At 51.4% G+C, this 23,348-nt stretch carries 17 protein-coding genes and 1 pseudogene; 10 read left to right on the top strand and 8 right to left on the bottom strand.

Going from position 1 to position 23,348, the window contains the following annotated elements:
- Positions 1–252: 252 nt before the first annotated feature.
- The 7 genes and pseudogenes from K1X45_RS03625 to K1X45_RS03595 form a co-directional block, all read left to right on the top strand.
- Entirely contained in the window at positions 253–1,719 is a 1,467-nt protein-coding gene (locus K1X45_RS03625; RefSeq protein WP_220159870.1) for an amidohydrolase family protein, read from the top strand.
- A 411-nt stretch (positions 1,720–2,130) separates the two neighbouring features.
- Positions 2,131–3,549: a trigger factor gene (gene tig, locus K1X45_RS03620; protein ID WP_220159869.1), complete on the top strand. Its 1,419-nt coding sequence runs from the start codon at positions 2,131–2,133 to the stop codon at positions 3,547–3,549.
- 205 nt (positions 3,550–3,754) lie between these two features.
- Complete coding sequence (locus K1X45_RS03615) at positions 3,755–4,120, top strand: GNAT family N-acetyltransferase (RefSeq protein ID WP_220159868.1); 366 nt, start codon at positions 3,755–3,757, stop codon at positions 4,118–4,120.
- A gap of 247 nt (positions 4,121–4,367) precedes the next feature.
- Positions 4,368–5,867 carry an Asp-tRNA(Asn)/Glu-tRNA(Gln) amidotransferase subunit GatB gene (gatB, locus tag K1X45_RS03610; protein WP_022711466.1) on the top strand — a complete coding sequence of 500 codons (1,500 nt, stop codon included), beginning with the start codon at positions 4,368–4,370 and terminating at the stop codon, positions 5,865–5,867.
- On the top strand, positions 5,867–6,370 hold the full coding sequence (locus K1X45_RS03605) for a GNAT family N-acetyltransferase (RefSeq protein WP_022711465.1): 504 nt from the start codon (positions 5,867–5,869) through the stop codon (positions 6,368–6,370). The genes gatB and K1X45_RS03605 overlap by 1 nt, the downstream gene beginning before the upstream one ends.
- 215 nt (positions 6,371–6,585) lie before the next feature.
- Positions 6,586–6,981, top strand: coding sequence for an NADH:ubiquinone oxidoreductase subunit NDUFA12 (locus tag K1X45_RS03600; protein ID WP_022711464.1), 396 nt, complete (start codon positions 6,586–6,588; stop codon positions 6,979–6,981).
- A gap of 303 nt (positions 6,982–7,284) precedes the next feature.
- Positions 7,285–7,629: pseudogene (locus tag K1X45_RS03595) on the top strand (DUF2155 domain-containing protein); the annotation flags it as partial.
- A gap of 12 nt (positions 7,630–7,641) precedes the next feature.
- Here the strand turns inward: K1X45_RS03595 and aat are convergent.
- From aat to K1X45_RS03565, 6 genes are all read right to left on the bottom strand, one after another.
- Entirely contained in the window at positions 7,642–8,256 is a 615-nt protein-coding gene (gene aat, locus K1X45_RS03590; RefSeq protein WP_220159867.1) for a leucyl/phenylalanyl-tRNA--protein transferase, read from the bottom strand.
- Positions 8,257–8,261: 5 nt separating this feature from the next.
- On the bottom strand, positions 8,262–9,617 hold the full coding sequence (accC, locus tag K1X45_RS03585; protein ID WP_121993417.1) for an acetyl-CoA carboxylase biotin carboxylase subunit: 1,356 nt from the start codon (positions 9,615–9,617) through the stop codon (positions 8,262–8,264).
- Positions 9,618–9,721: 104 nt separating this feature from the next.
- Positions 9,722–10,195, bottom strand: coding sequence for an acetyl-CoA carboxylase biotin carboxyl carrier protein (gene accB / locus K1X45_RS03580; protein WP_022711460.1), 474 nt, complete (start codon positions 10,193–10,195; stop codon positions 9,722–9,724).
- A gap of 189 nt (positions 10,196–10,384) precedes the next feature.
- Positions 10,385–10,834: a type II 3-dehydroquinate dehydratase gene (gene aroQ, locus K1X45_RS03575; RefSeq protein ID WP_213598203.1), complete on the bottom strand. Its 450-nt coding sequence runs from the start codon at positions 10,832–10,834 to the stop codon at positions 10,385–10,387.
- 178 nt (positions 10,835–11,012) lie between these two features.
- Positions 11,013–11,786 (bottom strand): DsbA family protein, encoded by a 774-nt coding sequence (locus K1X45_RS03570; protein ID WP_220159866.1) that lies wholly within the window; start codon positions 11,784–11,786, stop codon positions 11,013–11,015.
- Between the two features lie 110 nt (positions 11,787–11,896).
- Positions 11,897–13,234: a M48 family metalloprotease gene (locus tag K1X45_RS03565; protein WP_116087922.1), complete on the bottom strand. Its 1,338-nt coding sequence runs from the start codon at positions 13,232–13,234 to the stop codon at positions 11,897–11,899.
- 592 nt (positions 13,235–13,826) lie between these two features.
- Between K1X45_RS03565 and K1X45_RS03560 the strand changes: the two genes are divergently transcribed.
- The gene (locus K1X45_RS03560) at positions 13,827–14,930 is read left to right on the top strand and encodes a pyridoxal phosphate-dependent aminotransferase (RefSeq protein WP_370627138.1); all 1,104 of its coding nucleotides are present in this window, start codon (positions 13,827–13,829) and stop codon (positions 14,928–14,930) included.
- Between the two features lie 108 nt (positions 14,931–15,038).
- Here K1X45_RS03560 and K1X45_RS03555 read toward each other — a convergent pair whose 3' ends face one another.
- Together K1X45_RS03555 and K1X45_RS03550 are read right to left on the bottom strand one after the other, a co-directional pair.
- Entirely contained in the window at positions 15,039–18,014 is a 2,976-nt protein-coding gene (locus K1X45_RS03555; protein WP_220159865.1) for a ribonuclease E/G, read from the bottom strand.
- Between the two features lie 1,026 nt (positions 18,015–19,040).
- The gene (locus K1X45_RS03550; RefSeq protein ID WP_220159864.1) at positions 19,041–19,295 is read right to left on the bottom strand and encodes a hypothetical protein; all 255 of its coding nucleotides are present in this window, start codon (positions 19,293–19,295) and stop codon (positions 19,041–19,043) included.
- Here K1X45_RS03550 and K1X45_RS03545 point away from each other — a divergent pair.
- Both K1X45_RS03545 and K1X45_RS03540 read left to right on the top strand, forming a co-directional pair.
- The gene (locus K1X45_RS03545; protein WP_220159863.1) at positions 19,277–20,452 is read left to right on the top strand and encodes an N-acetylmuramoyl-L-alanine amidase; all 1,176 of its coding nucleotides are present in this window, start codon (positions 19,277–19,279) and stop codon (positions 20,450–20,452) included. The two genes, K1X45_RS03550 and K1X45_RS03545, sit on opposite strands and share 19 nt — an antisense overlap.
- Before the next feature lie 380 nt (positions 20,453–20,832).
- Positions 20,833–23,301 (top strand): penicillin-binding protein 1A, encoded by a 2,469-nt coding sequence (locus K1X45_RS03540; protein WP_116087505.1) that lies wholly within the window; start codon positions 20,833–20,835, stop codon positions 23,299–23,301.
- The last annotated feature ends 47 nt before the right edge of the window (positions 23,302–23,348 follow it).

Here is a 23,348-nt window from a genome sequence, read left to right as displayed (position 1 = left end):
TGTTTGATGCTGCAATTTTGGTGAAGGTGCGCTTTTTGCCGCTTTTGTGATACAAATTGTGTTACAAATTGCGTTGCAATGCAGTTTGATATGGCATCTTTTCTCATTGCCTGCTGTTTATAGTCTCCGCAGCAAATATATCCTGACGGATCGTGCTGAATTTCATCAATTCTAAAACTTTATGGCCGAAGTTTCCGCATAATATATTTATGCTGATGCAGTCTTATCAAAGCTTTAGAAAGGTTTGAGACTATGGGAAACTATGGTGCGCGTTACGGGCAATATGCTCATGGATTTGGATGCTTGTGCCATAGTCCGGCAATCACACAGCTGAATGAACGCATTGGCCGTGGGCTGAGCCGACGTTCCGTTCTGAGCGGCCTTGCGGCTGTAATGGCAGGTGCTGTGGTGGCTGATCCGGTTCAGGCGCTGGCTCAGACACCTGTTTCTGTTGCAGGCCAGCCTGTTTTGCTGAAAAATCTGCGCATTTTCGACGGAAAATCGTCAAAGCTGATTGAAGGACATAATGTTCTGGTGAGCGGCGGAAAAATTGCGGATATTCTCAAAGCTTCAGAGAATGTTACTGAGGCGCAGGTGATTGATTGCGGCAATCGCGTGCTGATGCCGGGTCTGATCGATGCCCATTGGCACAGTATTCTGGCGGCTATTCCGCAAATGGTGGCGATGACATCTGATATTGCTTATGTGCATCTCGTTGCGGCACAGGAAGCACAGCGCACTTTGATGCGTGGCTTTACGACCGTACGCGACATGGGCGGGCCTTCCTTTGCGCTGAAACGTGCGATTGATGAAAAGCGTATTCCCGGGCCTCGCATTTATCCGTCCGGCGCGATGGTCTCTCAAACCTCTGGTCATGGCGATTTCCGCCAGCGCAGTGATATTCCGCGCCATAGTGCGAATGATCTGAGCCTTGCGGAATCGGCAGGTATTGCTGCGATTGCAGACGGTGAGGCCGAAGTGCTGCGCCGTGTACGTGAGCAGCTGATGCTGGGTGCCAGCCAGATCAAGATTATGGTCGGCGGTGGTGTGGCTTCAGCCTATGATCCGCTGGATTCCCTGCAATTTACTGAAACTGAAATCCGTGCTGCAGTCATGGCTGCCAAGGATTGGGGTACTTATGTCTGTGCGCATGTTTATACCTCAGCCGGTATTCAGCGGGCGCTGGCTTGCGGTGTGCAGTCAATTGAACATGGCCAGCTGGCCGATGAGGAAACCGTCAGGCAAATGGCTGATGCCGGTGCATGGTGGAGCATTCAGCCGTTTTTGGCGGATGAGGATGCCAATGTTTATGCCTCGCAGATACAGCGCGACCAGCAGAAAATGATTGCCGAAGGCACGATCCGTGCATTTGAACTGGGGCCTAAATATAATGTCAAAATGGCATGGGGGACGGATATTCTGTTCAACCCGAAGGGCACAGCCTCGCAGGGACGTCAGCTGGCGAAACTGGCGCGCTGGTTTGATAATGGTGACGTGCTGAAAATGGCAACCGGCACCAATGCCGGATTGCTGGCGCTATCAGGAAACCGTAATCCTTATGGTGCAGCTGTCGGCGTTATCGAAAAAGGTGCAATGGCGGATATGCTGCTGATCGACGGTAATCCGCTGGAGGATGTGTCTCTGATTGCTGATCCGGACAAGAATATGAAGCTGATTATGAAAGACGGTGTTGTTTATAAAAATATACTGACTGCATAATCCGCATCGGTAAAAGGCCGATAAAATCCGATGGATTGCGGGTGAACATTCAATCGCATCTTGTATTTTGCGGGCGCTGATTGTAATGGGTTTGCGATAAATGGGATTCTGGCGCAATGCTGTCGCACGGGCTCTGTTACGAAATGTGACTTTATGCCGGTGAATGAGCAGATATTGTGCAGGAAATTCAATAGCAGAAATCAGGTATGGCTGCTTAAAATCCGTACCATTTATATATAGAGTCACTGTCATAATCCGGCAGGCTTTATATCCGTTCCGGGATGTCCCATAGCCTTTGCGCATATTTGTGCGCGGTATGTGACAAACAGAAAAACAAGAAATTTCGCTAGCCACGGCGGCTACGGTCATGTGGCCGGTCATGCGAAACGAAGACAAAGTGAAGGTTTTGACATGCAGGTTACCGAAACGCTCAATGAAGGGCTGAAGCGCGAGATCAAAGTCGTGGTTCCGGCACAGGATCTTGAAGCAAAGCTTGCTGAGCGCCTCGAAACCGCTCGCGGTCGCGCTAAGATCGATGGTTTCCGTCCTGGTAAAGTTCCTGCAGCACATCTGCGTAAGATGTACGGCAAGTCTTTCATGGCTGAGATCGTTAACGAAATTCTGAACGATTCAACCCGTTCGATCCTTGCTGACCGCAACGAAAAAGCTGCAACCCAGCCAGAAGTTGCAATGAGCGAAGACGAAGCAGAAGCCGAAAAGGTTCTGGCCGGTAAAGCTGATTTCGAATTCACCATGAATTACGAAGTTCTGCCGGCAATCGAAATCAAAGACGTTTCCGGTCTTAAAGTGACCCGTGAAGTTGTTGATATTTCGGACGAAGAAGTTGAAGAGCAGGTTAAGAAGATCGCTTCTTCCGCTCGTACTTTCGAAGCGAAAAAAGGCAAAGCTGAAGACGGCGACCGCGTTACCATGGATTACCTCGGTAAGCTGGAAGACGTTCCTTTCGAAGGCGGCGCAGATCAGGATGCACAGCTGGTACTCGGTTCCGGCCAGTTCATTCCGGGCTTTGAAGATCAGCTGGTCGGCGTAAAAGCCGGTGACGAAAAGCAGATCAAAGTAACTTTCCCTGAAAATTACGGCGCTGCCCATCTGGCCGGTAAAGAAGCAACCTTCGACATCACTGTGAAGGAAGTTGCTAAAGCTGCTGAGCTGGAACTGAATGACGAAGTTGCGAAGAAGCTCGGCATCGAAAGCCTTGACCGTCTGCGCACTGTTGTTCGTGAACAGATCGAAGGTCAGTACGGCCAGATCACCCGCCAGAAAGTTAAGCGTCAGATCCTCGACGGTCTGGATGCAGAATATCAGTTCGAAACACCAGAACGTCTGGTTAATGCTGAGTTCAACAACATCTGGCAGCAGATCAATTTCGACCTGCAGCAGGCTGGTAAGACTTTTGAAGACGAAGAAACCACTGAAGAAGCTGCTCGCGAAGAATATCGCAAGCTGGCTGAACGCCGTGTACGTCTTGGTCTGGTTCTCTCCGAAATCGGCGAAAAGGCCGGTGTAGAAGTAACCGAAGAAGAACTGCAGCGCGCTGTTTACGATCAGGTTCGTCGCTACCCGGGTCAGGAACAGCAGGTTTATGAATTCCTGCGTAAAACTCCTGATGCAGTTGCTAACCTGCGCGCACCAATCTTTGAAGAAAAGGTTGTTGACCATCTGCTCGGCACAATCTCCGTCACCGATAAGAAAGTGACCAGAGAAGAGCTGACAGCTGAAGAAGAAGGCGCAGCAGAAGAAGCAAAGCCTGCTAAAAAAGCTGCCCCAAAGAAAAAAGCAGCTAAAAAGGCTGATGATGCAGCTGAATAATCAGCCCGCATAAAGTTATGAGAAAGCCGCGTTGCAAAACGCGGCTTTTTTGTTTGCTGTCAGAGGTGCTTTACTGTCACTCGTGTTGCGCTATTGTGGTGTAATGCAACCAAGACCGTATTATCATTTATGTAAATCACTGAGTGGCGAGCAGCCGCAACCTGTCTGGCCACGAAATGTGGTTTTATCCTCTTTCCGGCCTGATATGATTGCAGAACTTCATGCTTTGCTGACAACTTCCTATGAAGCTGTTGGTAATACAGTGCCGCCATTGCGTGGCTGGTGGCAGGCCCTGTCTAATGATGAGGAATATGATGCCGGTCTGATTTTTCCTGTGACAGATATCCAAGGGCAACTTATTGCTTTTGCGCAATGCTGGAGCAGTGCATTTATCAAGGATATTGTCGTGCATCCCGACTGGCGCAGGCAGGGCATCGGCGAAGCCTTATTGCTGCATTGTTTTCAGGTTTTCCAATTACGCGGTGCGGAGAGTGTTTGTCTCAAAGTGGAGAGTAATAACCCCTTTGGAGCAGAGCGGCTCTACCGCCGCCTGGGTATGGTCGATGTATGACCGTGCTGTGAGGTCATTTATCTTTACAAGCCCATGCTTTGTTACGGGAATTTGTACTTTTTCTGCCAATGCAGGGTGCACTGTTGCACCATAATGTTTATAGTCCGCGCCATGATCGTTTATTGATGCTGAAACAGTGCTGTTGTGATGCACAGAACACTTGCCAGTCAGGCCGGTTTGTTTTAGCCAGAAGCATGAGAAAACGGCGGAGTTTAACTCGCGCCGCAAAACAGAGATTTAAGAGCCCATGTCCCTTATCGATACACGCACGCCAGACCCGAAACGCCTGATCTCCGGTGCCACCGGTGACTGGGAAATCGTGATCGGGATGGAAGTTCATGCGCAGGTAACTTCCAATTCCAAATTGTTCTCCGGCGCTTCCACCGAATTCGGTGCCGAGCCAAATGCCAATGTTTCGCTGGTGGATGCCGCGATGCCGGGTATGCTGCCGGTTATCAATGCGGAATGTGTGGCGCAGGCCATTCGTACCGGTCTCGGGCTGAAAGCGCAGATCAATCTGAAGTCGGTTTTTGACCGCAAAAACTATTTCTATCCGGATCTGCCGCAAGGCTATCAGATTTCTCAGTTCAAGCAGCCGATCGTGGGTGAGGGCACTGTGACTGTGTCTGTCGGCCCTGATTCCAAAGGCCAGTTTGAAGATGTTGAAGTTGGTATCGAGCGTGTACATCTGGAACAGGATGCCGGTAAATCCCTGCACGATCAGCATCCGAGCATGTCCTATGTTGATCTGAACCGTTCCGGTGTGGCGCTGATGGAAATCGTTTCCAAGCCGGATATCCGCTCATCGGATGAAGCGCGCGCTTATATGACCAAGCTGCGCAGCATTCTGCGTTATCTCGGCACCTGTGACGGTAATATGGATCAGGGATCTATGCGCGCAGACGTGAACGTGTCTGTTCGTCGTCCGGGTGGTGAATTCGGCACCCGTTGCGAAATCAAGAACATGAACTCGATCCGCTTCATCGGTCAGGCGATTGAATATGAAGCGCGCCGTCAGATCGGTATTCTTGAAGATGGCGGGAAGATCGATCAGGAAACCCGTCTTTATGATCCGGTAAAGGGCGAAACCCGTTCGATGCGCTCGAAAGAAGAAGCGCATGATTATCGCTATTTCCCTGATCCTGATCTGCTGCCGCTGGAATTCACACAGGCTTATGTGGATGAATTGGCATCAGCTCTGCCGGAACTGCCGGATGACAAGAAAACCCGTCTGGTCGAAACCATGGGGCTTTCTGTCTATGATGCATCCATCCTGATCACTGAAAAAGCCATTGCTGACTATTTCGAATCGGTTGCAGAAGGCCGCGACGGTAAAGTTGCTGCAAACTGGGTCATCAATGATCTGCTCGGTGCTTTGAACAAGGCCGGTAAAGATATTGAAGATGCTCCGGTTTCTCCGGAACAGCTTGGCGCTATTCTTGATCTGATCAAGGAAGGCACAATCTCCGGTAAAATCGCAAAAGACCTGTTTGAAATCGTCTGGAACGAGGGCGGTGATCCGAAAGAGATCGTCGAAGCCCGCGGTATGAAGCAGGTGACGGATACCGGCGCGATTGAGAAAGCCGTTGATGAAATCATCGCTGCCAACCCTGAAAAAGTGGCTCAGGCAAAAGAAAAGCCGACACTGGCGGGCTGGTTTGTTGGTCAGGTGATGAAGTCAACCGGCGGCAAAGCAAATCCGCAGGCTGTGAATGATCTGGTTAAAGCGAAACTGGGCATCGAATAATGTGGCTGCGCTCTGCAAATAAGGATGATCTGAAGGCCGTGCACCAGTTGCTGGTCAAAACCTGGCATGCCACATTTGATGATGTGCTGGGCGTTGAGACTGTCAATAAGGTGACAGGTGAATATCATTCTGTTGCTGCGCTGACACGCAATCTGGCCAAGCCTTATTCGGAATTTGTGGTGGCGGATGACGGCGAGGGCAACCTCGTCGGCATGGCTTATGCCAGCCAGAGCAAAGACGGTATTGCGGAGCTGCACCAGCTTTATGTCGACCCTGAACAGCAGGTTCAGGGTATCGGCACCATGTTGCTGGCGGAGATTGAAATGGCTTTTCCTGATGTGGAGAAGCTTGCTCTCGAAGTGATTGCCAAGAATCAGAAAGCTCTGGACTTCTACACCCGCAAAGGTTTTGAAAAGACCGGCGAGACGAATGACTGGGGTACACTGAAACTGGATATTCCGGTTATTAAAATGGAAAAGTCTCTGACAGGCTGGTCTATGTAACCGGAGCATCCCGCATTTAATTGTGCCTGTTGCGCCCGTACAAAGTTTTCTGAGTTAAGTGTTCTCTGGTATTAATTGGGATCACTTAACTGAGAAATGCTGAAAACAGCGGCAACTTGACCCTTGCGACGCGCCTCAGATAAGGGCATAAGCAGGGAATAATCTGCATGATCCTGTGCCTTTATGGTCAGGATAGTTCAGGATCCGGAAGTGCTATGAAAAAATTTATTATTCAGGTCTTTACCTGGTGGAACAGCCAGACTATCGGCACCCGTCTTCATACATGGCGCAAAGGTAAGCGCGTCGGTGAAGATGAGTTCGGTAATGTTTATTATACCGGTGGTAAGGATTCTGAAGGCCGCACCCGTCGTTGGGTTATCTTCAACGGCTATAGCGAAGCCAGTGCAATTCCTGCCGGCTGGCATGGCTGGATGCATCACCGCACCGATACGCCGCCGACTGAAGAAAACTATCAGCCGCGCGAATGGCAGAAGCCGCACCAGCAGAACCTGACCGGTACGCCTTATGCTTATCGCCCGCAGGGTGCGATCTCCGCATCCGGTCAGCGCCCTAAAGTGGGCGGCGACTATGATGCATGGACACCGAATTAAGTTTCAGTCCTGATAGATTTGACAGGCGGCATGGTTTTTCAGCTGTGCCGCCTTTATCTTTCCCCTAAAGTTATGTCCTGTGCAGTGGTATGCCGCTCTGGATTGGGGAAAACCCTGTCCGGCGAGTCTTTTTCTCACAAATGCCGTAAAGAACAGGCTAATTTTCCGGCGGGTGTTTTCTCCGCATCCGTTTATGCAACCAGTACCAAAGGCAGAATGTGTATGAATGTTTCTTCCGGGCGATCTTTTGGAACAACATTTCTGCTGGTTGCAGGGCTGGCTCTTGCCGGTCTGGGCGTAGCATCTGAGGCACGTGCCGAGCGTATTTCCAATAAAGTTGCTGAATTTTCCGGTCTGGACAAGATCACCGGCCGGATCACAACTTTTGACGTTTATATTAATGAGACAGTGCAATTCGGTGCATTACAGGTAACGCCGAAGGTTTGCTACAGCCGTACTGAAAATGAAGCGCCACGCACTGACAGCTTTGTGCAGGTGGATGAAATCACTCTGGATCGCAAAATTCGCCGTATCTTCTCCGGCTGGATGTTTGCCGATAGTCCGGGTCTGAATGCTGTGGATCATCCGGTTTATGATATCTGGCTGAAAGACTGCAAGCAGACGTCAGACATTCCTGCGCCGCAATAAGGTTTGGCAGGTTCAGAACTGCGCCGGCGTTAAAATCGCTGGCAGCAACATATCTTCATAATCCTTTGCAGGAATTTCAACAGCGCCAAAACGCTGTAAATGCTCCGTGGTAAACTGCGTATCCAGCAGTTTGAAACCATGTGCACGCAGCCGCTCTACCAGATGCACGAGGCAGACCTTGGAAGCATCGGTGACATGGCTGAACATGCTTTCACCAAAGAATGCGCCACCCAGCGACACACCATAAAGACCACCGACAAGCTGCCCGTCCTGCCATGCTTCAACAGAATGGCAGTGTCCGGCTTTGTGCAGGGCAATATAGCCGTCACGGATCGTCTGATTGATCCATGTACCGGCATTGGGATCCCGTCTGATTGCACAGCCCTCCAACACCTGTTCAAAGGCGGTATCATAGCAGATCTCGAACGGGGAGCGCTTCAGTGTTTTTTGCAGACTGCGGGAAATGTGGAACTTATCGAGCGGGATAATGCCGCGTTGTTCCGGTCGTACCCAGAATATTTCCGGATCATCAGCACTTTCTGACATAGGGAAAATGCCGGAGGCGTAAGCCCGGAGCAAAAGCTCCGGACTTAAATTTTGAGGCGGAGGGGATTTGCGTCCCGCCACCGGAGTTACTGACCCGATGCGTTTTTCTTTTCCAGATATTTTTCAAGCCAGTGGATATCATAATCGCCATTGGCGATATCCGGATTGGCAATCAAATCCTGGAAAAGCGGCAGGGTTGTATCAACGCCGTCAACGACGAATTCATCCAGCGCACGACGCAGACGCATCAGGCATTCCACGCGGTTACGGCCATGCACAATCAGCTTGCCGATCATGCTGTCGTAATATGGCGGGATTTTATAGCCGCTATAGACGCCGGAATCGACACGAATGCCCAGACCACCCGGTGTGTGATAATGCTTAATCGTGCCCGGTGACGGCGTGAATGTGCGTGCGTTTTCCGCATTGATACGACATTCAATCGCATGACCGGAGAAACGTACATCGTCCTGCTTGATCGACAGACCAAGACCGGCGGCAATACGGATCTGTTCATGAACCAGATCAATACCGGTGATCGCTTCGGTAATCGTATGTTCAACCTGAAGACGGGTGTTCATTTCGATGAAATAGAACTCGCCGTTTTCATAGAGAAATTCGATTGTACCTGCACCGCGATAGCCCAGTTCTGCAACCGCATTGGCGCAGATCATGCCGATCTTGTCACGGGCTTCGGAATTCAGGGCAGGGGAATTGGCTTCTTCCCAGACCTTCTGGTGGCGGCGCTGCAGTGAGCAGTCACGTTCGCCCAGATGCACAGCTTTGCCTGCACCATCTCCAACGATCTGAACTTCAATGTGACGCGGCTTTTCGAGATATTTCTCGATGTAAACAGCATCATCACCGAATGCAGCAGCTGCTTCCGAGCGTGCAGTATTATAGGCAACCGAGATATCTTCTGCCGATTTGGCAACCTTCATCCCGCGGCCGCCGCCACCGGAGGAAGCCTTGATGATGACCGGATAACCGATTTCGGAAGCAATACGAATTGCATCCTGTTCACTGGCAACCCCGCCGTCAGACCCCGGAACAACCGGAATGCCGAGGCGTTTTGCAGTCTTCTTGGCTTCGATCTTATCGCCCATGATGCGGATATGCGCAGCGGTCGGGCCGATGAAGGTAATATCGTGCGCTTCAAGAATTTCAGCGAATTTGGCATTCTCGGAGAGGAAGCCGTAACCCGGATGGATTGCATCAGCACCGGTGATTTCGCAGGCAGCAACGATCTGGTGAATATTCAGATAGCTGTCGCGCGATGATGGTGGTCCGATACATACGCTTTCATCTGCAAGACGCACATGCATGGCATCGGCATCAGCAGTGGAGTGAACGGCAACAGTCTTGATGCCAAGCTCCTTACAGGCGCGCAGCACCCGCAGGGCAATTTCGCCGCGATTGGCTATGAGGATTTTTTGAAACATCGGAGCTCCTGCCTCAGGCATAGTCTGAGGCAGACTATGCATTAATTCAAATTGGTCAGCGATGGCTGTATGTTTGAAAATACAGCCGTGATCTGTGAAAGATCTTATTCGATGACGATAAGAGGTTCGCCGAATTCAACTGGCTGGCTGTCGCTGACCAGAATAGCAGTCACTGTACCTGCACGCGGAGCAGCAATCTGGTTCATGGTTTTCATCGCTTCGATGATGAGAACGGTCTGGCCTTCTTTAACGCTCTGGCCGACTTCCACGAACTGCTTGGCACCTGGTGCCGGTGCGAGATAAGCGGTACCAACCATTGGCGAAGGCACGGCATTTTTGGATTTGTCAGCAGCTTTCGGTGCTTCTGCAGCCGGAGCAGGCGCAGCGGCGGCAACCGGTGCTGCGGCAGCAGGGGCAAAATATTGCTGGGGTGCTGCAGCCTGAACAGTGATATTGCGCGAAACGCGAATGCGCAGATCGTCCTGTTCAACTTCAATTTCTGTCAGATCGGTATCTTTGAGGATGTTCGCGAGATCGCGAATGATCGCCTGATCGATACCGGAGCTTTTGTTCGTCATGGGTCTGGCCCCTTTACCGCTGATATATATTGTTGTTTCTTCAGAGCCTATTCCGATCCGGTTAAGGCAGATCGGAATAGGCTCCCATTTTTATTTTCGCAGTTTTGAACTGCTTTTAGCATATGCCTGACGGTCAGGGTACATTATGCTGGTTAGGTATGCGTGGCATAATCCACTCTGAAAATCCGGTCAACTTTCAGGATTATGCTGATAGCCGGCGAGAGCCCGCAGACCCATCAAATAACCTTCCGCACCGAAGCCGCACAGTACAGCTTTGGCAACCGGAGAAACAAAGGATTTGTGGCGGAACTCTTCACGGGCGTGAATATTTGAGAGGTGAACCTCTACCACTGTCACCTGAGCTGCGCGAATGGCATCAAGCAGCGCAATGGATGTGTGTGTATAGGCTGCAGGGTTAATCAGAACCTGCGCGCCTTTCTCACCGGCTTCCTGAATCCATGTGACCAGATCGCCTTCGTGATTAGACTGACGGAAGTCAATTTCCACACCCAGCTTTTCAGCTTCTTTGCGGCAGTTTACGTGAATATCATCAAGGGTCGTCGAGCCGTAAATTGCCGGTTCTCTTTTACCCAGCATATTCAGGTTCGGGCCGTTCAGAATGAAAATCACTTGTGCCATCGGGTGTGGTGTCGCTTTACGATTCCGTTATTCGTATGAATTCAGCTTGTCTGAAGTCTTTAACTCTTCCCATATAATGGGGAATGCTTTGCGGTTAAAGCCTGTAAATTGTATCCGTACAGGCTTTAACTGCATTTTCCGGCACTAAATTCAAATTTTATAGATAAAATTATGAATTTTATTTGTTACCGGTGTTTGATTGACGCTGTTCAGCGATTTTTTCAGACAATGTTTCCAGGCCGACAGCGCCCGGAACCAGCTCATTACCGATAATATAAGACGGTGTGCCGGAAATATTCAGCGCCTGAGCAACATTATAAGCGCTCTGGAAGGAGGTCACGACCTCTTTGCTTTTCATCAGTTCACGCAGTTTCGCTTCATCAGCGCCCAAAGAGGTAGCGATCTTCATTGCGCTCTCTTCGGTAGAGCTTTTCGGCTCTTTCATCAGCGCTTCGTGCAATTCCATGTATTTTTCAGGCATCAGACGCTTGAATGCCTGTGCAACCAGATGGGTGCGCATGGAATCCGGTCCGAGAATCGGGAATTCTTTCAGGACAAAGCGGACATTCGGGTCAGATTTGAGCAGCGCCTGCATATCCGGCATTGCGCGTTTGCAATAGCCGCAATTGTAATCGTAGAATTCAACGATGGTCACATCGCCTTTCGGATTGCCGTAAACGGCATCATTGGCATCGTTGAAAATCGAATCATGATTTTCTGCAATAATCTTGGACTGGCTGTCACGGGCTGATGCAGCCTGTTTTTCTTCCAGAGCGTCCTGCACTTCAAGCATCACTTCCGGATTGGCGATCAGATATTCGCGGACGATTTTTTCAATGGCAGCTTTATCGAGCGGCTTTGCTTCTTGTGCATGGGAAGCTGCAACGGCAGAAACCAGAGCAGCTGCGCCGAAAACAGTGGTAGCTAAACGGCGCTTGAAATGAATGGTCATAGGATCACTCCGGATAAACCGGCCTTGTCGTTCGGGTTAATGGTGGTAGTTCGCCATGCTGGCGAAATGTGAAGTTCTGTTACGGAAAACCGGTGCTGGTTTTCTGTGGTTTATTTCTTTTTGGTCTTGGTATTGATGATGTCCTGCGCCCGCAGCCAGTCCGGCGAACCGGATTTCAGGCGTGTCTGCGCACGGGTTGCGAAAATCTTGGCCTCATTGATACGGCCTGCATAATAATGCTGATCCGCAGTTGCGAGGTCCGAAAGCCCCATCTGTCCGGACTGGCCATAGGCCTGTGCCAGATAGCCGTAACCTTCCGAAAATTCCGGATCACGAACCATACCTGCTTTCAACTCGCGGATAGCTGCTTCCATATTGGCTTTATTGCCGGTCAGCATCAAAGCGCGGCCATAGCTCATACGGATCAGGCTGGATTTGCGCGGATCAAGTGCGGCAGCCTGCTTGAACTCGGCAGCAGCACCGGCCGGATTATTGGCTTTCAGCAGCATTTCGCCCTTTATTTCGCGGAAATAAGGGTTTTTCGGCTGTTCTTTGATTAATGCATCGATTTTCGGAATAGCATTACGGGGATTGCCATTGAGGAATGTGTAAATCGCATCGCCGTAACGCGCGCCTACGCCACGCGGATTGTTACGGAACATGCGTTGCAGTGAGCCGAGGCCACCGGAATAGGCCGCGATTTTTGCCCGTGCCATATCATGACGAAGCTGCAGGGCTTCCGGGTCTTTTTTCTCAAAATACGGGCTTTGATGAGCCAGAGTCGTCAGATTGGCAATACGGTCACGTGGCAACGGGTGGCTGATGCGATAGGCATCAACCTGCGTGCCGCTGATCGACAAGGCGCTGGCAAAGCGCTCGAATGTTGTCAGCATGCCTTTGGCGGACTGGCCGGTTTTATTCAGATAATTGATTGCCGAGCGGTCGGCTGCGGCTTCTTCCGTGCGCTGATAGGACAGCAGGCTGCGCATGGCGATTTCACCGCCGCCCGCAGCAATACCGCCGCCGGCACCGGCAATGGCGCTGTTACGGGTCGCCGCACCGGCAATCCCCGCACCAAGGCCGAGCAATGTGCCGATAACAGCCATGGTTTTGGCCTGTTTGAGCTGTTCGCGCAGACGATCCTGATGGCCACCGGCAAGATGGCCGGTTTCGTGAGCGATAACACCGATAATCTCATTCGGGGTTTCAGACTGGAGCAGGGCGCCGGTATTGATAAAGATGCGCCGTCCGTCGACAAAAGCATTAAAGCTCGGGCTATTGACCAGAATTGTACCGATACGCTTTTTGCCAAGACCTGCGGCATTGAGAATTGGGGTCGTGTAATCGGTAACGAGGGCTTCAATTTCTGCATCACGCACGACCGGTACTGAGCGCGACTGCGCCGAGGCAGTGACTGCGGAGCTGGCCAAAATAGCGGCGGAAATCATCAGGGAAAGCGGGAGGTGCAGCCTGTTGCGGGCGGGAACCGGTGCCGGTGCTGCCGGTTGCGGCGCAGGGGCTGTATAAAGAGGTGCGGTTTCGGCCATCAATAAAATCCTGTTTTAAAAACGATCAAGAGCAGTACCACGACATCGCATTCGCTCCGGACACTTTCATTTACCGCATGATGTATCCAAACAGGTCAGTTTGGATAGGGACATGCATCAGGTGTGAATCAGCTGCAATATTTATAATGCTGTTTTAGCTTACAGAATGCGAAAAACAGAATGATATATTCCGTCAGGAATCCGCAGTTGTGAACCACAGTTTATTTCATGATATTTCAGGCCTTTTTTATGACCTGAACTGAAGTCAGGCTTAAGAAGTTTAAAGTTTCGGCTCGTTTTGCAGTTTTATAGCTAATATTTTGTGATTGTTATGCTGTTGTTGCACTGTGCAGTTCGGGCTATGGAACATCCGGTGTTTAAAGCTTAACCGGTTCTGCAGGCTGTTTTTCATAAAGCGGCAGGGCAGGTGTTTTTTGAGGGCAGAGAAGTGAGAGTTTTTTCCTACCGGAGTGAAGTTGATCCGTTTCATGCCATGGATGTGCTCGCTGAAGCGAACCGGCGCCGTGCAGAAGGCGCACCGATGATTTCCATGGCGGTTGGTCAGCCTGCTGATCCGGCACCGCTCCGCGTGCGTGAAGCTGCGCAAAAAGCCCTGATTGACGGCAAAATTGGTTATACGGATGCGCTTGGCTTGATCGGTCTGCGCGAGGCGATTGCTGCTCATTATGCTGAGCAATATGGCGTTGAAGTCAGCCCGCAGCGCATTGCCGTGACGACCGGCTCATCGGCTGCTTTCAATCTGGCCTTTCTTACTTATTTTGATGCCGGAGACCGTGTGGCAATTACCCGTCCGGGTTATCCGGCCTATCGCAATATTCTGAAAGCGCTTGGCGTTGAAGTTGTTGAAATCGGCACCGGTGACGGTGCAAGCGCCAATCTGACCGCCGAAAGCCTGATTGCTGCCCATGCGGAAAAACCGCTCAAAGGTGTGCTTTTCGCCAGCCCTGCCAATCCGACAGGCGCAATCATTGAAGATGATGAGCTGAAAGCCATTCTGGAGGCGGCGCGCGAACGCAATATCCGTGTGATCTCCGATGAGATTTATCATCGCCTGACCTATGATCGTCCTGACCAGACTGCACTGGCCTTTGATGATACTGTGACGGTTATCAATTCCTTTTCCAAATATTATTGCATGACCGGCTGGCGTATCGGCTGGATGGTGCTGCCGGAAGAGGCGGTGCGTCCGAACGAGCGGATTGCGCAAAGCCTGTATATTTCCGCACCGGAACTGTCACAGATTGCGGCGATTGAGGCTTTTAAGGCAACGGATGAGCTGGATATTATCAAACAGCGTTATGCGCTGAACCGCTCGATCCTCGGTGAACATCTGCCAAAAATGGGGCTGACACTGGCCGCGCCTATGGATGGTGCATTCTATGCTTATTGCGACGTGTCCCGCTTTACTAATGACAGCATGGCCTTTGCCCGCAAAATGATTGCCGAGATTAATGTGGCCGCTACACCGGGGCTGGATTTTGACCCGCTGGAAGGTCACCGCACAATGCGCTTCTCCTATGCGGGCACAGCTGATGAAATGCGTGAAGCAATGCGCCGGTTGGAAGGCTGGCTCTGAGGTCAGTCCTCTTTTTGTACAAATTTGAAATTTAGTATGTATACGAAATAAAAAAAGCCGCCGGAAATTCCGGCGGCTTTTTTATTCTATGGATTTTATCGGCAGGGCTTAAAAGAAGCCCTTTTTCTGCCACCAGCCGCCGCGTTTAGGCTGCTCTGCCGGTTCTTCCTGCTTTTCAGCCTGACTGATCTGCGAGGTCACAACCGGCTTGGATGCTTCCTGTGTGCTGCTGCGTTTACGGGCAGGCTTTTCTGCTTGCTGTTCCGCCGCAGGTTCTGCCACTTCAGTTACAATAACGGCTTCAGCAACTTCGGCCTGTGTTTCTGCAACCGGTTCCGCTGCTTTTTTAGCGCGCGGCTTGCGGGCAGGCTTGGCTGGCTTGTCCGCAGCTTTTTTGCGTGTGGTTTTGGCCGGAGCCTCGTCACTCACAGTTTCAGCTTCCGCAACCACTGCCTCTGCAACAACCGGTTCACCGGCAGGTTCTGCCACTTCAACCACAGTATCCGCAGCTGTTTCCGCCGTTGCTTTTGCACCGCGTGGCTTAGCAGGGCGTTTACGGGCAGGTTTTGCAGTCTTCTTCTCGGGTTTTGCCTCAGTCTGCGGGGCTGCTTCAGTCTTGGCCGGAGCATCCTGTGTCAGGGCAGCAGCCGGAGCCGCTGATTTCACCTGCGCGTTAAAGCCCACAAATTCCGGTGAAGGCAGAGGAGCCGCAGCTTTTTTCACTGCCTGTTTATAGGCAGTTAGACGGGTGACAGCTTCATCGCGGCTGAAGCCGACAAATTCCACCGCAGGCATGCGGTTGTCATTGTCATATTCACCGCGACGGTTTTTACGTCCGCCACGACGGCCACGACGACGCTTCTTGCGACGATCTTCTTCCGACTGGGAAGGTGCGTCATCTGCGTCTGCATCATCGCCTTCATCTTCATCAGAAGCGGCTTCGCCCTGTGTTTCCGAATTGTCGCGATCACGGGCACCGCGACGACGACGGCGACGACGGCTGCGCTTGCGGTCGTCATTATTATCATCGCGTGCGTTATCTTCATCGCCTGATGTTGCTTCGGTTTCCGCATCATCTTCCACATCGATGATTTCCGGATCATTTTCCTCGTCATAAGGCATGAACTGGATTGTCTGCGGAACCGGATTAACAGGACCGGCAGCCGGTGTGCCCTTATCAATCGCCAGATGCTGATGACCAACGGTTTCATCAATCTGCAATTCGATTGTCAGGCCGAAACGGCTTTCCATTTCTGCAAGCAGGTGGCGCTTGTGGTTCAGCACATACAGCGCTGTGGCCTGCGGTGCGCGAACAGTAATATTGTTCTGCGAATTGCGCTGCAGGAATTCTTCAATCGAGCGGATGACATAAAGCGCCATTGAGGAATCCGAGCGGATCAGACCTGTGCCTGCGCAATGCGGGCAAGGCTGCATGGTGCTTTCGAGAACCGATGCACGGATACGCTGACGCGACATTTCCAGAAGACCGAAATGCGAAATACGGCCAACCTGAATACGGGCGCGATCATCTTTCAGGCAATCTTTCATGCGTTTTTCAACGGCACGATTGTTACGCTTTTCTTCCATATCAATGAAGTCAACCACAACCAGACCGGCAAGGTCGCGCAAACGCAGCTGGCGCGCAACTTCTTCCGCGGCTTCCAGATTGGTCTGCAATGCAGTTTCTTCAATCGAATTTTCACGGGTTGAACGACCGGAGTTGACGTCAACCGCTACCAGAGCTTCAGTCTGGTTGATGATGATATAGCCGCCGGATTTCAGTGTAACCTGCGGATGCAGCATCCGGTCGAGCTGGGCTTCAATGCCGTTGCGGGCAAAAATCGGCGTGGTTTCACGGTAAGGCTGGACGACGCGCGCATGGGTCGGCATCAGCATCCGCATGAAATCTTTGGCTTCGCGGTAACCGGCTTCACCGGCAACCAGAATATCCGTGATATCCTTGTTATAAAGATCGCGGATCGAACGCTTGATGAGATTGCCTTCTTCATAGACGAGGGCAGGCGCCTGCGACTGCATGGTCAGCTGGCGGACATTATCCCACATACGCATCAGATATTCATAGTCACGACGCACTTCTGCCTTGGTGCGGTTGGCACCGGCTGTACGCAGGATCACACCCATGCCCTGCGGCACTTCGAGTTCCTTGACGATATCTTTCAGGCGCTTGCGATCCTGAATATTGGTGATCTTGCGTGAAATACCGCCACCGCGTGCAGTATTCGGCATCAGTACGGAATAACGGCCTGCCAGCGACAGATAGGTTGTGAGAGCTGCGCCTTTATTGCCGCGCTCTTCTTTAACCACCTGTACCAGAATAATCTGGCGGCGCTTGATAACTTCCTGAATTTTGTAGTGCTTGCGATGCGCACGGTTGCTGCCTGGCAGCTCTTCCATCGCATCTTCAGCGCCGACCGATTCAACCTGATCGTCTTCATCATCGTGATCGTCATCGTCGTCACTGTCTGATGCGTGCTGTTTGCGCGGAGCTTTTTCACGGATTACCGGCTGATCGGAAGAGGCAGCCATGACGGATGTGTTGTCATCCGCATCGTCATTTGCCTGTTCCTGAGCGGCATTGAGCAATGCCTGCGCATAGGCTTCCTGTGCTTCAACGGCGAAGTCACCGACAAATTCAGGTGCCGTTACAGCCGGTGCTGCAGCATGATCTCTGCTGTTGTTGTGATGACGGTGACGACCCGAGCCGCGACGGTCATTGTGACCGCGGCGATTGCGGCGTGGTGTTTCTTCACGCTCTTCATCATCTTCATCACGTGCTGCGCGGGCTTCTGCTTCCAGCAGCGCTTTACGGTCAGCTTCCGGAATCTGATAATAGTCCGGATGAATTTCGGAGAAGGCGAGGAAGCCATGGCGGTTGCCGCCATATTCCACAAAAGCAGCCTGCAATGACGGCTCAACGCGGGTTACGCGTGCCAGATATACATTGCCTTTTAACTGCTTCTTATGCTCAGATTCAAAATCGAATTCTTCGATCTTGTTACCGCGCACCACTACGACGCGCGTTTCCTCCGGGTGGGAGGCATCGATAAGCATTTTGTTCGACATAAGTGTTTTTCCTTCCGGCGGAAAAACGCAAATCAAGAGGAACCGGAGACGCTTCGGGAGCGCCGGTTCGTATATATTCGCGGTTGCCGGATAAATTAAGGTTCGCCGGAACGCAGAGTACAGTCTTCACGCGCTGATGCCTTGCGGCAATCGCGATTTTCAGGCTGGCAATGGTCAAGTCTGCGTGACCCATAGCGGTTCCGATCGAAACGACCTCGAAAGACCTGATAAACAGGCCGATTATAGTGCCGCATAAATCCCAAAGGATAAAATATGCAGCAATTCAAAAGTGTTGCGGCATTGTAAACTGCGTTTCTTACAACGCGTGATGCCGCAGATAACAGATTGCCGATTATGATTTCTCACATAGTCCGCAGTCTTTATGAGCAGTGGCCGGGGGAACCGTGCCAGTGCTGAATCCTTGTTCAGTTACGCTGAGCCGCCGGATAATCTTTCAAATCAGAATTATCACAAACGGCCGTTCTACAGTTTTCTGACGGTTGTAACGTCAGGTTCTGAGCTGATCTGCCACGATAAGAGCCTGTCCGCGGGTGTTAACCGGACGCTGGACAGAGAATGATTCCGATGGCGGATCTGTAACCTGATAATGCTTTTAGGACCTGATCGCCCCTCTGACAAGCAGAATATAATAATGCGTCACACTCCGTTCAAACTAATCAGGCATAAATTTTATAATTTCGACATTTATCTCAATGTTTTAGAATGATTTTCTGATGTCGCTGACACGGGATTTAAGTGAAGATACGGCGGGCGGAATCTAAGCCGGCTTTATTTCATGCGTGATTTGTGCATGCAGCTTTGTCAGTTGCCGGTTGCGACGGGAAATGGCATTGAAATTTTGTAATCATGAATGCCGGATGCAGAGACAGATTTGATGAAATTTGCAAAGGCTTCATTAACGATAAAGCTCTAGCATATCTGTGTTACGGGCGGTTGCAGCATCCGGCAGGAGCGGGTGAGGCGGTGTGGTTTTTCTGAAACAGGAGAAATGAAACTGCTCAGACGTCACCGAACTGCCGCAAAGGCAATCATAATGCCCGATCGCGGGCGGGTGTTCGTAAATGTTGATTTGCGGGCAGAGGATTGCAAACTATGTGCAGGATCTGAACGAATCTCAGCTTTGCAATAATTTGATCGAGACGATGTTTTTACGAATTCTGACAGCCAATCTTTTTTCTTTAAAACCGGCTTTTCGCAAGTTTTTGCGGCAGCAGGCGCTGCTTTCGGCTTTTGTGGCAATAATGCCGATAAATTTTGCATTTGCAGCGCAGGGCGGTAAGTCTGAGCTCTCTGCACTGACCTTCAAAATGGCCGGTGATGATCTGCGCAGTCGTATCGTGGTTATGTTTGACAATGAGCCGAATGTAGAGACTCATCTTCTGGAGCGTCCGCATCGCCTTGTGATCGATCTGCCGGAAACCAGTTTCGGTTTTGACAAGGAATCACTGACGCCGCGCGGTCTGATTTCCGAGGTGCGCTACGGATTGATTGCGCAGACGCGGTCGCGATTGATTCTCAATGCCAAAGGGCCTTTCAAAGTTGAAAAGCTGGAAGTTGTAAAAAACGAATCTTCGTCCGGCTATCGTATGGTCGCGGATATTGTCGCCAGTTCTGACCGTGAATTTGCACAGGCTCTTGCCGATCAGAAAGTGACTACGGCCTCATTAAATGCCGATGCTGGCGGGGCATCTCCTGCCATCAGCGATACGCTTGGCTCAAGCCACCAGTTTACTGTGATGATTGATCCGGGACATGGCGGCATCGACAGCGGCGCGGAAAGCGTGAGCGGCACGCTGGAAAAGAATGTGACGCTTGCTTTCGGGCGCGAGCTTCGTGATGAACTCATGAAGAACAAGAATATCAATGTTCTCATGACCCGCGAGGATGATACTTTCCTGCGGCTCGGGGAGCGGGTGCGTCTGGCGCGCCAGCATGAGGCGGATCTGTTTATCTCGCTTCATGCCGATACAATCCGCCATAAGGATATCCGTGGTGCAACGGTCTATACATTGTCTGACAAGGCATCGGATGATGTGGCCAGAGCCATGGCGGAACGTGAAAATAATTCTGATGCCAGTGCGGGTATTTACAGTGAAGAAGCGCCGGTTGTTCATGATATCCTCATGGAACTGACCCAGCGTGAAACGCATTCTTTTTCGCTGAATTTTGCTGAGGGGCTGGTCAAATCTCTGCAGGGCAAGGTTAATCTGATTAATAATCCTCATCGTTTTGCCGGATTTCAGGTGTTGCGTGCACCGGATGTTCCTTCGGTTCTCGTCGAAATCGGATATTTGTCGAATAAAGACGATGAGAAGCTGCTGAAAGATGCTTCATGGCGCAAACGTGCGGTGGAGCGTATTTCCCATGCAGTGGATAAATATTATACGCTGCGCAACAATGTTCAGGCGCAGCCGTAAAATCTGTGAGGGCTGCGTCAAAAGCGTCACAGAAATGAATAAAGAGTTAAAAACAGTAAATTCATCTTGTCTTTGACGTATTTGCTGTTCACTACCACGCTGTTGGTCTGGTTTAACACCGGATCAGGGTTCAGGTCAGGGCTCAGAGATGAATGGCTTGGAATGATTCATCAGGTTGAAAACAATTTACGCTGCAAAGCCTGCTAAAATTGCCTGTGAATTTTTACCGGAGCGGATTACGTCCAAATTGGATCGCGGCATTCGTTCTGGATTCTTTCGTAGCCGCATTATCACGGTCGTCAAATTGATCCAATTTGACTGTGAAATGCTCTAAGTTAATGATATGTAGCAGATAATCTGAAACGGACACCGGATAAAATATGGTACGGCTCATCGGATATTTTTTCGGCATCGGAACGGTGCTGATGCTGATCGTTGCGGGAGGCGTTGCCTTCTATGTCGGCAGCATAAGCAAGGACTTGCCGGATTATGAAGTGCTGGCCAAATATGAGCCGCCGGTAACAACGCGCGTGCATGCCGCAGACGGTAGTCTGATGGCGGAATATTACAAAGAGCGCCGCATGTTCCTGCCGATTCAGGCGGTTCCTGATCGCGTGAAAGCAGCCTTTGTTTCTGCGGAAGACAAGAGCTTTTATCAGCATCACGGGCTGGATTATCTCGGCCTTACCCGTGCGGTCTCCACCAATATTGTCAATAAGCTGACCGGTAATGACCGCCGCCCTGTGGGCGCGTCGACCATCACGCAGCAGGTTGCCAAAAATATGCTGCTCACTTCCGAGCAGACCTATGACCGTAAAATCAAGGAAGCGATTGTTGCGCTGCGTATGGAGCGTACTTTCAGCAAAGACCAGATTCTTGAGCTTTATCTCAATGAAATGTTCTTCGGTATGGGCGCTTACGGTATTGCCGGTGCTGCGCTGACCTATTTCGACAAGTCGGTCAATGAACTGACCATCAGCGAATCTGCTTATCTTGCAGCACTCCTCAAGGGCCCTGCCAATTATCATCCGTATCGTTATGCCCAGCGCGCGATTGAACGCCGCAACTGGGTGATCGATCGTATGCAGGAAAACGGCTATATTTCTGTTGAGGATGCAAAAGAAGCCAAAGAAACACCGCTGGGCGTGAAGCCGCATAATGCGGATGGCCGTCTGTTCGCCAGTGAATATTTTGCCGAAGAAGTACGTCGTCAGATTGTAACCCGTTACGGCAATGCTTCGCTGCTTGAAGGCGGGCTTTCCGTGCGCACAACGCTTGATCCGCAATTGCAGGTCATGGCGCGTAAAACCCTGCATAACGGTTTCATCCGTTATGATGAGGCGCAAGGCTATCGCGGCCCTGTCAAACATCTCAATCTGAGCACAGACTGGGGTCAGGAACTGGGTGAAGTTGCCGGTCTGACCGACGTGCCGGAATGGCATCTGGCTGTTGTGCTGGACGCCACACCGGATGCGCTGGAAATCGGGTTGCAACCGGCCCGTGATCCGTCCGGCAAGATCAGTGAAGAGCGTGCGACCGGCCGCGTTGCCGCTGCGGATATGAAATGGGCGATGCGCATGAATATCGGCGGCAAGCGCTCGACAGCGAAATCTCCGGCAGGTGTGCTTGAGGTCGGCGATGTGATCTATGTGGAGAAAAAAGACGAGGGCAGTGATGCTTACCGTCTGCGTCAGGTGCCGAAAATCTCCGGTGCGCTGGTTGCTATGGATCCGCATACCGGCCGTGTGCTGTCCATGGTTGGCGGTTTCTCCTATGCGCAGTCGGAATTCAACCGCGCCACGCAGGCCTATCGCCAGCCGGGTTCGGCCTTCAAACCGTTCGTTTATGCGGCAGCGCTGGATAATGGCTATACACCGGCATCCGTGGTGCTTGACGGCCCGATCTCTGTCGATCAGGGCGGTTCGCTCGGCGTCTGGAGCCCGAAAAACTATTCCGGCAAGTTCTCCGGTCCTTCAACGCTGCGTTATGGTATTGAACAGTCCCGTAACCTGATGACCGTGCGTCTGGCACAGGATATGGGCATGAAGACCGTTGCGGAATATGCAGAGCGTTTCGGTGTTTATGACAAGATGATGCCGGTGCTTTCCATGTCGCTTGGTGCTGGTGAAACCACTGTGCTGCGCATGGTAACCGGCTATTCGATCATGGCTAATGGCGGACGCTCGATCACGCCTTCAATGATTGACCGCGTGCAGGATCGTTACGGCAAGACTATTTTCAAGCATGATATGCGTCAGTGCCAGAATTGTAATGCGGAAGAGTGGAACAATCAGGAAGAGCCCGAGCTTGTTGACGAGCGCGATCAGGTGCTCGACCCGATGACCGCCTATCAGATTACATCAATGATGGAAGGTGTTGTTCAGCGCGGTACTGCGCGTATGCTGCTGAGCCTGAACCGTCCGATTGCCGGTAAAACCGGTACGACAAATGATGAAAAAGATGCGTGGTTTGTCGGTTTCACGCCGGATATGGTTGTCGGTCTGTATCTCGGCATGGATCAGCCCGCACCGCTCGGCCGCGGCGGTACAGGTTCCGGCCTCGCCGTGCCGGTGTTCAAGGATTTCATGACTGTGGCAATGCAGGGAGCGCCGAAAGTGGACTTCCGTGTGCCTGAAGGCATGACCATGATTGCAATCAACCGCCGTACCGGTATGCGTGCAACGCCGGGTGGCCCGGATGTGATTATGGAAGCCTTTAAACCGGGAACAGGCCCAGCTGACAGCTATTCTGTGATCGGTGCCGACAGCTTCCAGGAAGGTTCACCGGTGCAGCCGCAATCGCCGCAGGCGAATAAGGCAATTAATTCCGGATCGGGCGGTCTTTATTAAGCCTGCCCTGAGCCTGAAATATTGACAGGCTTAAACACAATCAGCAT

This window comes from Pseudochrobactrum sp. Wa41.01b-1 (assembly GCF_019464455.1).
GTDB classification, from domain to species: domain Bacteria; phylum Pseudomonadota; class Alphaproteobacteria; order Rhizobiales; family Rhizobiaceae; genus Pseudochrobactrum; species Pseudochrobactrum saccharolyticum.
Note: the sequence above shows the minus strand (reverse complement) of the source record. Positions and strands in the feature narration are given on the sequence as shown.